The following is an 11,798-nucleotide window of genomic DNA, read 5'->3' as shown; positions in this document are numbered from 1 at the left end:
GAAAGCCTTAGAACTTTAGCCTTGTTTGAGGGAACCGAGTTTGGCAAAGTTCTTAGGTTTTCCTTAACTTTGAGCTTTAGACTAATTGAAAACATTTAGCAGTGAGTAAACGCTTATCCTATATCACGTAGTAAGAGTTAAAATCAAAACTTTCACTACACTTTACTTCGCAATATTTTTATATTATAAAAATTAATTTTCTGGATAATTTAAATTCTTTTCACTTGCATTTAATAAAACTTCATTAAGAAATTTATTTGCTAAATATTTTGCCATAGGAAGATTCATATCTAAATAATTTCCGCAATCTCTAGCCGCAGCACCAGGTACGTCACCTTCAAAATTTGCAATAAACTTGTACAGTTCTATTAACAAATCAACAATATCCTTTGACTTATAGTCTCCACTTAAAATCAAGTAAAAACCTGTTCTGCAGCCCATAGGTCCAAAATATACAGTTTTTGAGCCATATACACTATGATTTCTTAAAAAAGTTGCAGCTAAATGCTCAATAGTATGCATTTCAGCGGTATTCATAACAGGCTCAAAATTAGGTCTTGTCATTCTTATATCAAAAGTAGTAAGAACTACCTCTCCAAATTTGTCTTTTCTTGAAACATAAACACCTGGAAGTAGTCTTTCATGATTAATTGTAAAACTTGCGATTTTTTCCATTTTCATTACCTCCTATAAATTCAATCCAATCTTAACATTTATACATTTCTACGTCAAGTAAGCACATGAAAACCAAAAATCAGCTAAAGTCTTTCTAATATTCTTATTTTTTAAACATCTTTAATATAAATTATAATTAATTTCACATTTTTCTGAAAAAAATGCCATATTTAACTTTTAAAAAACATATTTTACATTTTTTTAAAGGATTTTAAAAATGTTTGTCGAATTATTATAATGGCGTAATTCAATATTACATTAGGAGGTAGATATTTATGGAAATTAACAACGCATTAGTAAAAAAAAATAATTTACTAAGAAAATCATCAAGAGAACAACTGAAAGGTAATTGGGGAAAATGTATATTATTATGTTTTTTATTTTCACTTATAACTGGATTACCTGAAACCATTAATAGCATTACTAATATCAATGCTAAAGCTAATATTCTGCTAGGTGCTGATCCTTCCGAAATCATATCTGGAATAATAATAAGGGGAATTATCTGCGTTATAATAACATTAGTACTATGTGGACCATTTACTTTTGGACTTGCTTCATGCTTTATGAAACTTGTTAGAAAGGAGCCTTTTAGATTCGAAAATCTTTTTGACGGTTTTCAACATTTTGTTTCAACAATTGTATTAACATTATTAGAAACTCTATTTATGTTTTTATGGTCATTACTTTTCATAATACCAGGAATTATTGCTTATTATAGATATTCTATGGCCTTTTATATACTAAATGATAATCCTGAAATAGGCGCACTTGAAGCTTTATCAAGAAGTAAACAAATGATGGCTGGTTATAAGTGGAAACTATTTTGTCTTTACTTTAGTTTTATTGGTTGGGGCATAGTTTCTTGTATTACTTTAGGAATAGGCCTTTTTTGGCTAATTCCTTATATTAATACATCTATTGCTAATTTTTATGAAAACTTAAAAAATGCATCTGAAACAAATTCTAATTTAGAATAATAAAAGGACTATCTCAATATAAAAAGTTTTGAGATAGTCCCTTTTTCTAATCACTGTGTTATAAATTAAGTTGAAACTCTATTAATCAATGATATTATAAACTATTTATAAATTCTTTCCATTCATCTAAAATTCCTAACTCATCAAATTTTTTTGTGAAATGTAATTTTAATTCTTCTCTTAATTCTGAACAATCATCCATATCATTCTTACGTCCTAAATATTCTCTAACCAGCTCATTTTCTTCCTTTGATATGTAATAACTAAAATTTTCATTAGTCTTTTCTAAGTTTTCAAGTGTAATTGGACAATCTTTATTTTTATCAGCTATAACAATGGTAGATGCAGCAAAATCACCTAACCTTCTACGGTCTTTTGAAAAGAACATAAGTACAATGCCCACACCAAATGTATCTATAAATATCCTGAATAAGTTTCTTATAAGTGAATGCTTTAATGTTAAAGGTTGTCCATTACGTCTAATTGTTCTAAGTTTAAGAACTTTTTTTCCAAAAGTCTGCCCATTCATATTAAGTTCCATATAAATGAAATAACCATAACTTATCAGCATACTTATAATTATTAATATACCAATAATCCAGCCGTGATATTCCATCCAAAATTCAATAGAAAAGTATTTTATAAGCGCTGCAGCAATAAGAAGTATTATATAAAATATACATTGAATTGCAGTATCAATAACTGCTGCACCTGTACGTGAAGCCACGTCTGCTAAGGTATATTCTACTTCTATATTTTCAGGGGTTATAATTTTAATTTTTTTCATAATATCACTCCAATACATGTATACACAATTTAATACTTATTTGGTAAAATAAATATGAGGTGAAATCATTGAAAGAAGATCAATTTATTAACACACATTTAAGTACCTGGAAAGAACTTGAACAATTCACTACAATAATTAATAATAAAGGAATTAAATCTTTATCTTCAAAAGAGGTACAAAGATTTTTATATGCTTTCAGGCAAAGCAGTCATCATTTAGCTTATGCCAGAACTCATTATTCCAAAAGTAATGTAGTGGAATACTTAAATTCATTAATTAGTAAATGTCATTCTCATATTTACACAGTAAAAAAAATATCATCAGGAGACTTTACAAAGTACATACGTTATGACTTTCCAAAATTTATAAAAGAATACCGCTGGTTTGTTATTGGTGCCTTTGGTTTCTTTATTATAGGATTTTTAGTAAGTTTACTAATGGTATTACATAATGTAGATAACTCCAACATCTTCCTTCCTTCTAACTTAGTAGAAAATATAAAAGAAGGAAAGTCTGGAGGAGGGCAGTGGAATTACCCTCTAATGTCTAGTTATATTATGACAAACAACATTGCAGTATCCCTAAAAGTTTTTGTTTTAGGTGTAACATTAGGCCTTGGAACAATATACGTATTGTTCTTTAATGGAGCTATGCTGGGAAGCCTTACTGCTGTTACCTATCTTTATGGTAATCCAACAAATTATTGGTCACTTATACTTCCTCATGGAATAATTGAACTTACTGCAATATTTATTTCAGGAGCAGCAGGATTAATCATTGCTAAAAGTATATTAATTCCAGGAGAGTACAGCCGTAAATCTTCACTAATAAATGGAGCAAAAAAAGCCTCATCTTTGATTCTAGGTGTAATACTCATGCTTATAATTGCTGGTATTATAGAAGGTTTCTTTACTCCTCTTAAAATTTCTGCAGCAATTAAACTTTCATTTGCTACCATAACTGCAGTAATTTTAATGTTATACTTCTCCACTGCCTATTTAAAAACAAATACTAAAAAAGTTTAAAACAACTGCTAACTTTTTCAGAGGACATAGGACAATTGACAGAGGACAGTGAAGGATGATTTTTCTCCATTACACTACGAAAAATCTTTAGCTAAATTTTTGATAACTCGTTTCGCTAAAGCGAAACATTACTGACTTGTATAAATTTAAAGATTCTTTTGAGTCATCAAAATAAGTTTTAAAATAAATTAGTTTTCTAACATAAGGAAGAAAACTTACCTTCACTGTCCTCTGTCCTCTGTCCTCTGTCAATTGTCCTCTAAAAATGAATACCACTTCACTTTTAAAAATAACTATAAATATGTTTGATTCTTAATCTGTATATATTTATTTACTACTGCATATTCAAAATTTTCCCCAGTACATTCTACACAGAAAATACCTTTTTTATTTAAAAGGTTTATTATTTTAGATCTCTCGTTTAAAAGCTCCAGTGCAACACCTTTATTAAACAAACCTTCTTCATTTATAACTTTTTGTGAACCTATTTTTTCTAAACTTTCATTTCTTATAAGCATCATAATTACCACATTATTTCTTGAAATAATAGGCAACATTTTAATCATGTTTTCAGCTTCCTCTACAGTATCAAAATCAGTAAAAATAAATACAATGCTTCTATGACGCTCTTTTTTCTTTAAATAATAAAATGCATCATCATAGTTAGAAATTTCATTAGTAGAATTAATATGATAAAGAGTTTCTAATATTTTACTTCTGTGTGCACTTCCCTTTCCTGGTAGTACAGCCTTGTCTACCTTAGTATTGAATAATAATAGAGCTGATTTATCTCCATTTTGGTTAACCACATCTGAAAGTACTATTGCTGCATTTATCACCATATCAAGCTTTTTATATCCTCTCACTGTATAGCTCATAGGCTTACCTGTATCTATAAGAATATGTACATGTTGATTTTTTTCTGGTTCATACCTATTTATAATTGGCTTATTAAACCTAGCTGTAGCTTTCCAATTAATCTTTCTATAATCATCTCCAGTTACATATTCTCTTAAACTTTCAAAAGAAGTACCTTTACCTATGACTTTTAAGTTTCTTTGTCCTTGTTTTAATAATCTATTATTACATATATTCAACTTATACTTGCGAAGATTTTTTAAATTAGGATACACCTTATATTCCTTATTTAAATTTACTTTAAATATTTTCATACAAAACTTTAATTTTCCTTCACATTTAATATGAACATTTCCAAAATTAAAAGCTCCCCTTTTTTTAGGTGTTACAAAATACTTAAATATCTTTTTCTCATGGGGCATAATTTCTCCCCTCATAATCTTATCTTCAATATAAAAATGAAAATCTGGTACCTCATCCTTAATTTCAACATAAATTTTATAATCATTCTTATTATAAACCTGAAAGCATACAACTTCTTTTTCATATATAGACAAACGTTCTTCACTGCATCTTTCTATAATTATAGATGATTCCTCAGTAGATATAAAATAGTCTGCCACAAGCAATCCTGCACATATCAAATTGTATACTATAAAAATAGTAAGTGAATTGTTAATTAATCCACCTAAGCCAATAAATATAATTCCTAAAGACAATAAATATATAAACCGCCTAGTAATACTCAAAGTTATCTCCTTTCCCTGCTATCTTGGCACTTTTATCTTAGAAAGTATGTCTTTTAATACTTGTTCAGATTTAACACCTTCAAGCTCTAACTCCGGCTTTAAAACTATACGGTGTCTTAATGTCGGTATTGTCATCTTTTTTATATCCTCAGGGATTACATAATCTCTTCCAAAATAAGCTGCACAAGCCTTGGAACATTGAAGTAATGCAATTGATCCTCTTGGAGAACTTCCTATTTCAATAGTTGGGTTATTTCTAGTTTCTGAATTTATATTTACTATATACTCCATAAGCGTATCATCAATTTTAACATTATGCACCTCTTCCTTACACCTTGTTATATCTTCTTCTGAACAAACTGCGTTTATATTACATTTATTTAAATCTGTACTGGAAAATCCCTGATTATGAAGTTTTAAAACTTCTTTTTCAGCTTTAAGTGAAGGATATCCTATAACAATTTTCATAAGAAATCTATCTACCAATGCTTCTGGCAGTGGATATGTACCTTCATATTCAAGTGGGTTTTGCGTTGCAAATACCATATAATTAGAAGGAAGTTTAATCATTTCCCCATCTATGGAAACACTGCTTTCAGCCATTGCTTCTAAAAGTCCAGCTTGAGTTTTAGGAGGAGTTCTATTAATTTCATCAGCTAGAAGAAAATTAGTAAATATAGGACCTTTCTTTAATTCGAATTCTCTTGTATCCATATTAAATATTTTTGTACCCGTTACATCTGCTGGCATTAAATCAGGTGTAAACTGAATTCTTTTAAAATCTAAAGAAAGAGTTTTTGATAGAATTTTAACCATTAAAGTTTTTGCAAGACCTGGTACACCTTCTAAAAGAACATGTCCACCTGAAATTAAACTTATTAATGATTGTTCTATAAGTTCATCCTGTTCAATAATAACCTTTCTTAACTCTATATTTATTTTTTCCATAACATCTTTTACTGTGGTCTTTTCAGAGTTTTCCAATATAAATCTCTCCTTTTCTCTAAATCGTTAATTAGTTGTTCTAATATGTTCACTATTTGAATGTATTCTTTCGATTTTATTTTTGCTTCCTTTACATTCATAAACTTATATACCTTTTTAGCCTTATCTAAGTTTGGAAGTTTCTCGCTTTCCCAATATTTTAACCATTCGCAACTAGAATGATTAACCTTCTTTAAAAAGCTTTTATAATAACTTTCAACCATTATGTCCCAGCATTTTGCCTGCCTATAAAGAGATGCTGCAGAATACAAGTACTCATTTTCTTCTCTTTCCTCTTCCTCATATAAAGGTATAACTTTTCCAAAACGTTTGCCTTTATAGTAGAAAAATGCAGCCAAAATTATAACAAATTGATATATTATATATTTAATTTCCATAGGTATACAATCCCATAATGATTTCTTATCTGCCGAAAATAAATTTGCCTCATTAAAATATATTTTTTTATGTTTATAGTCATCTATTTCTTTAAGTAATTCATAAGCTTTACCTGTATCTTTTGTAAGAGTCTCATTTGTTAAATAAGATGCATTCAAAGTAATAATTGTACCCTTATTATATTTGTATACTTTCATCTTTCCTTTTATTTTAGGATTTCTACCATATTCAGTAAGCGAACTATTTTCTGATCTAAGATATACTAATACACCACCATTATTTACCCATCTCTTTATTTTCACATCGTTGATATTAAAATTTCCACCTTGAACTACAATTTGTATATTACTATTATCATGATCTTCCACAGAATTTAAAGTCCTATATACTGGAACGTTAAGTTCTTTTAAAGCTTGAAAAAATACATTATAGCCCATCTTTGATTTATTTTCTACAGAATAAGAGGGCAAATTAATATTATTCATTCTACTTGAAATATAGAATGTGCAGCATAAGAAAAGAGGAATACATATGAGAAATAATATTAAATCTTTACTTATTTTTATTTTCATAAGCTATCACTCCACTCCACAACTCATTTATGCACCTAGTCCAGTTGTTATATAAATCTATTTCACACATTTTGTGACCATACCAACACGAGTTAAAAATATTCATCAAACATTCAAAGTTTGAAACCATAAAAAAATCTCTGTATTTTAAATAATTATTAATTTCTTCATTAGTTTTAGTTTCATCAAGATAAATTAAATTTTTTTCATGCATTAAAAGTAAAAGTGCAATAAAATCATACCTAATAGCATCTCTAAATTGTCCTTCTATTTCAAAACTACTGGCTTTTTGTCTTAAACTTGCTGGAGTGGTTTTTTCATCAATTTTTTCACCTAAAATTTCCGTAACTTTAACATTTTTATTAAAAACCTTACTTACTTTTATAACTATAATTACAATTATCCCAAAAATAATTAATAAACCTATAATCATAAATACTATAGAGAGATTACTTGATATTGAATGTACAGATTCCTTATTTGGAATTGCATTTTGAAGCATTCTTGAAATTCTCTGCATTATAACTTCTTTAATATTATCAATAAAATTTTTAATATTGTCTTTTGAATGATTATATTCAGGACGCTGAAGTACATTGTATATAGCTTTATTAAATTCATCTTTAGAAGAACTTATTATACTAAATACCATCAGCTTCTTGTTTCCTTTCATGATTTTTTTGTATTTCCTTTAACCTTAAAACTATATCATAACCTTCTTTTTTATATCTTTGATTAAAATACATATTACACATCATTATAGTGGTTAATGGATAAATAATTAACCACATTAATAGATTTATAGGAAACTGAATATATCTAGACATATTAACAATAAAGTCAGTATAACCTACTTGTACATTAAAAAAGCTAGTAATTAGATATAGTATGCTTAAAACAGCTTCCATAAAACCAGCTAAAGAAACTTTTACTGCAAAAATTGTTATACTAAATAATATACTGCATCCAATTATTTTCCAAAACTCATTTTTAACTAAATTGAAGCTGCGTTTTAACGCTGAAAAAGCGTACTTCTTTTCTATAACAGCAACATTTAATGAAAAAGAAATAAAGGTTACATATAACCAAAACATACTAATCATTGCTATAATAATTAATATTAAGATAATTATTGCAAATACATATCTTATAGAACTAATACCATATGCAATTACTATAGAATTAATAGAATATTTTAGCCCTTTACAAATAAAATACGATGCTACACCAAAAACAGCTATAACTGGAATAAATAAAATTGTAACTACAAGCAAAATACTAAAAACCCTGAAAATACTTTTAAAGGATGCTCCTATAGCATCATCTGCATAAATCCTTTCACTTAAAAAATCTTGACTTGCAATCTTAATTAATCCAACATTGTAAGCTAGTAAAAAGGTAAAAATAAAACTGCATAATAAAACTAAAATTATACCAGACAGTATAAAACTTGATAAAACTTTATATGCCACTGCTACTAAAATTGCTGTAATGATAATCAATATAATAGCAACAATTCCAGCAATCACCCCATATCCTAAAGAAAATAAGAATATAGTTTTCATATATTTTCTCAGAACTTCAATGGATGTATCCATTATTTCAGAAAGACCTAATAATCCCATAATCAACCTCCTTTATTTAATAATTTGTATATTTTACATATTTATAGATTAATATGCAAGTTAGGCATATGTCAAGAAATTCCTTTCATATTAAAAAATTTGAAATATATAAAACCTCCAATACAAAGGAATGGAGGTTTTTGTATACTGTATATAGTTTTTTTAATTTATACCAATATTTCTGTACCATTTTCTGTAACAACTATAGTATGCTCCCATTGAGCTGACAGTGAACCATCTTTAGTAAGTACTGTCCAATCATCATCAAGAGTAATACATTTATAATCTCCTTCGTTTATCATAGGTTCAATAGTAAATACCATGCCTGGTAATAATAATACTCCTTTTCCTTCTTTAGCAAAATGATCTACATGTGGATCTTCGTGAAATTTTAAACCTACCCCATGTCCTCCTAAATCTCTAACTACAGAATAACCCAAGTTATTACAATGTTCTTCTATAGCTATTCCTACAGCATTAAGACTGCCATAAGGCTTTACTGCATCAATACCTATATACATGGCTTTTTTAGTCTCCTCTACAAGTTTTACTGCATTTTCACTAGCTTCACCTATTATAAACATCCTACTGGCATCAGAATAATATCCATCTAATATAGTACTTACATCTATATTAATTATATCGCCATTTTTTAAAACAGTATTATCCGGTATACCATGACATATAACATTATTTATGGAAGTACAAACACTCTTAGGAAATCCATAATAATTTAGTGGAGCTGCAACCGCACCTCTTTTAGCAGTATGCTCACTAACCCAATTATCTATTTCATTAGTTGTTACGCCTTCTTTAATTCTTTCTGCTACAATATCTAGTATTTCATTGGTAACTATTCCACTTTTTCTTATACCTTCAATTTGCTCTGGAGTCTTTATTAAATCAAAGGAAGGAATTATAAAACCTTCTTTTTCATATTCAAACAACTTGCTATCTTGATCCATATGACATTTCTTATATTTCTTACCACTACCACACCAACATAAATCATTTCTACCTGGTTTTTTCATCAAATACATCTCCAATCAAATATTTAGCCTAATAATATAATACCAGTCTTTTTTAGTAATTTAAACATAAATTTCAAAATATGCTTTTTTAATTCAGTATAATAAATAATATATTACTGTGCAACAATAAAAAAAACTAACAACACAAAATAATTTATGTTGTTAGCATGTCCATTTACTATTTTACTCTCTTAGCAGTTAGATAATCACCTCTAGTAAGTGGTGAAACTTTGACTACATCTCCTGTTTGAGGCGCATGAATGTACATTCCTCCACCTACATATATTCCAACATGATGAGGATTACTTCTAGTTCCAAACAAGACCAAATCTCCTGGTTGAAGTTGATCTCTTGATACTGTAGTACCATCATTTATTTGTTCATAGGTAGTTCTTCCAAGTCCAACACCAAAATGTGCATAAACATATTGAACAAATCCTGAGCAATCAAATCCTGAAGGTGAAGTTCCTCCCCAAACATAAGGAGTTCCTATAAAGCTATAAGCATAATTTACCACTGAGTTACTTCCTAAAGATATAGATGATCCTCTGGATAAATTAGCTTGAGGGGCTGCTGCTGATGCATATACGTTTTGTGTTTGCTTAGCTTGAGCTGCTAACTTTAAAGCAGATTCTTTATCTGAATTAAGCTTGGCAATTTTCTTTTCAGTATCTGACTTTAAGCTTAATAATTTAGTATTTTTCTCGTCAAGCCCCTTCTTCTCTATTTCCATTTTGTTCTTTTTATCATTTAAAGATGCAATGGTTTTATTATCAAATGCTAAAATTGTCTTTATTGTTTCTATTCTAGATATAAAATCTCCAAAACTTTTTGAATCTAATATGGTTTCAATATATCCATCAGATCCATTTATGTATGCTGCTCGTACCCTTTTTTTTAGTATATTCTTATGTTGACTTATGTCATTATCGCTATTTTTTATTTCTTGTTCTAAGGATTTTATGTCATTAGAAGTTTTAGCTATTTGCTTTTTATTATCCTCTAATTTTACTAAAGCATTCTGTATATCATTATCTAACTTTTCTATATTGACATTAACATTTCCGTCTTGTGAGGGGGCATTAGTTGCTGGTTTTGCAAAAACCGGGTTTCCCAGTAAGAATACTGCGGTTAAAGTTCCCGTAATAAACTTGACTATTTTTTTCACTAATATCTCTCCTTTGTAATTTTCTTAATTATTTCAATGTTTTATTCTAATTGCAATCGTTTTAATAGGTTATAACTTGCAAATTGTAAAACAATCTTTTTCATTATATCATAAATTTAATAAATTTAAAAATTTATTTTTGTTTTTTTAATTTCAAGTTTATTTTGAAGATTTAAACATTTATTTAAATCAGTTACTATCATTAATAAAATATTCGTATTTTTATTATATACAAACTAAACAAAACTTTTATTTTTTTCATTTTGAACTATATATATATATAATACATGTTAATATATTTTGCATCAAAATCAGAAGTAGATATATCTTATAAGGTATATAAAACTTCTCTACCAACCTCAATATGATTCAAAATATACTAACATATTTAATTGTTACTTTTTTCAGTACATTTTATTCTACTGAAATTGCATTTACAGGACACTGCTCTGCAGCATCCTTTGCACCATCTTCCTGTGTAGATGATACAGAATCTACTACAGCTTTTGCTTTGCCATCATCATCCATTTGAAATACTTCTGGACATATATCTGGACACAATCCACAACCTATACAAGTATCTTTATCAACATTAGCTTTCATAGTATTCACTCCTTTCATTAATAATTAAATAGTTCATAATTTATTTTCCCGATTTTTTAGATTTCAATTCATTAATATTAAAATATTATATAATTATCAATTTAAACCTGTAGCTAAATTTAAAATTAAATAAAAAGGCTTGTATTTATTTATTCATATGATATAATATTCTAAAAAGTAGAAACATTAATAAAGATTACTTGTAACCATGTTTTGTTATTTACTTGAATATTTTTTATAAGGAGGTATAAATTGATATGGAAATACTATTTGAAATTCCCATGGACGTTATTGAAGAATGCTTAGTATACTTGGATTAAAATCTAATAATTTGGAAGG

12 protein-coding genes are annotated in these 11,798 nt (G+C 27.9%); 2 read left to right on the top strand and 10 right to left on the bottom strand.

Annotated elements, in window-relative coordinates:
* Nucleotides 1-192 precede the first annotated feature (192 nt).
* A complete protein-coding gene (locus HBE96_RS25930; RefSeq protein WP_169300601.1) occupies nucleotides 193-675 on the bottom strand; it encodes an S-ribosylhomocysteine lyase in 483 nt (160 codons plus the stop codon).
* Between the two features lie 275 nt (nucleotides 676-950).
* On the opposite strand from HBE96_RS25930, the gene HBE96_RS25925 reads away from it, so the two are divergent.
* Nucleotides 951-1,655 (top strand): DUF975 family protein, encoded by a 705-nt coding sequence (locus HBE96_RS25925; RefSeq protein WP_169300600.1) that lies wholly within the window; start codon nucleotides 951-953, stop codon nucleotides 1,653-1,655.
* Between the two features lie 94 nt (nucleotides 1,656-1,749).
* On the opposite strand, the gene HBE96_RS25920 is transcribed toward HBE96_RS25925, so the two are convergent.
* Nucleotides 1,750-2,442, bottom strand: a complete 693-nt coding sequence (locus tag HBE96_RS25920) for an RDD family protein (protein WP_169300599.1) — start codon at nucleotides 2,440-2,442, stop codon at nucleotides 1,750-1,752.
* 68 nt (nucleotides 2,443-2,510) lie between these two features.
* On the opposite strand from HBE96_RS25920, the gene HBE96_RS25915 reads away from it, so the two are divergent.
* Entirely contained in the window at nucleotides 2,511-3,470 is a 960-nt protein-coding gene (locus tag HBE96_RS25915; RefSeq protein ID WP_169300598.1) for a stage II sporulation protein M, read from the top strand.
* Nucleotides 3,471-3,763: 293 nt separating this feature from the next.
* On the opposite strand, the gene HBE96_RS25910 is transcribed toward HBE96_RS25915, so the two are convergent.
* The 8 genes from HBE96_RS25910 to HBE96_RS25875 form a co-directional block, all read right to left on the bottom strand.
* The gene (locus HBE96_RS25910; protein ID WP_169300597.1) at nucleotides 3,764-5,077 is read right to left on the bottom strand and encodes a DUF58 domain-containing protein; all 1,314 of its coding nucleotides are present in this window, start codon (nucleotides 5,075-5,077) and stop codon (nucleotides 3,764-3,766) included.
* A gap of 18 nt (nucleotides 5,078-5,095) precedes the next feature.
* Entirely contained in the window at nucleotides 5,096-6,061 is a 966-nt protein-coding gene (locus tag HBE96_RS25905; protein WP_243187069.1) for an AAA family ATPase, read from the bottom strand.
* Complete coding sequence (locus HBE96_RS25900) at nucleotides 6,034-7,032, bottom strand: DUF4350 domain-containing protein (RefSeq protein ID WP_169300596.1); 999 nt, start codon at nucleotides 7,030-7,032, stop codon at nucleotides 6,034-6,036. Before HBE96_RS25900 ends, HBE96_RS25905 begins: the two co-directional genes overlap by 28 nt.
* Nucleotides 7,013-7,705 carry a hypothetical protein gene (locus tag HBE96_RS25895; RefSeq protein ID WP_169300595.1) on the bottom strand — a complete coding sequence of 231 codons (693 nt, stop codon included), beginning with the start codon at nucleotides 7,703-7,705 and terminating at the stop codon, nucleotides 7,013-7,015. The genes HBE96_RS25900 and HBE96_RS25895 overlap by 20 nt, the downstream gene beginning before the upstream one ends.
* Nucleotides 7,674-8,657: a glycerophosphoryl diester phosphodiesterase membrane domain-containing protein gene (locus HBE96_RS25890; RefSeq protein ID WP_169300594.1), complete on the bottom strand. Its 984-nt coding sequence runs from the start codon at nucleotides 8,655-8,657 to the stop codon at nucleotides 7,674-7,676. The genes HBE96_RS25895 and HBE96_RS25890 overlap by 32 nt, the downstream gene beginning before the upstream one ends.
* 167 nt (nucleotides 8,658-8,824) lie before the next feature.
* Nucleotides 8,825-9,688 carry a methionyl aminopeptidase gene (locus HBE96_RS25885; protein WP_169300593.1) on the bottom strand — a complete coding sequence of 288 codons (864 nt, stop codon included), beginning with the start codon at nucleotides 9,686-9,688 and terminating at the stop codon, nucleotides 8,825-8,827.
* Nucleotides 9,689-9,866: 178 nt separating this feature from the next.
* Nucleotides 9,867-10,856, bottom strand: coding sequence for an NlpC/P60 family protein (locus HBE96_RS25880; RefSeq protein ID WP_169300592.1), 990 nt, complete (start codon nucleotides 10,854-10,856; stop codon nucleotides 9,867-9,869).
* A 414-nt stretch (nucleotides 10,857-11,270) separates the two neighbouring features.
* Nucleotides 11,271-11,459, bottom strand: coding sequence for a ferredoxin (locus HBE96_RS25875; protein WP_169300591.1), 189 nt, complete (start codon nucleotides 11,457-11,459; stop codon nucleotides 11,271-11,273).
* Nucleotides 11,460-11,798: the final 339 nt, after the last annotated feature.

Origin of the sequence: Clostridium muellerianum, from assembly GCF_012926525.1 — a bacterium.
Classification (GTDB): Bacteria; Bacillota; Clostridia; order Clostridiales; family Clostridiaceae; genus Clostridium_AM; species Clostridium_AM muellerianum.
The sequence above is the reverse complement of the archived record's forward strand: the minus strand, read 5'-3'. Positions and strand labels throughout refer to the sequence as shown.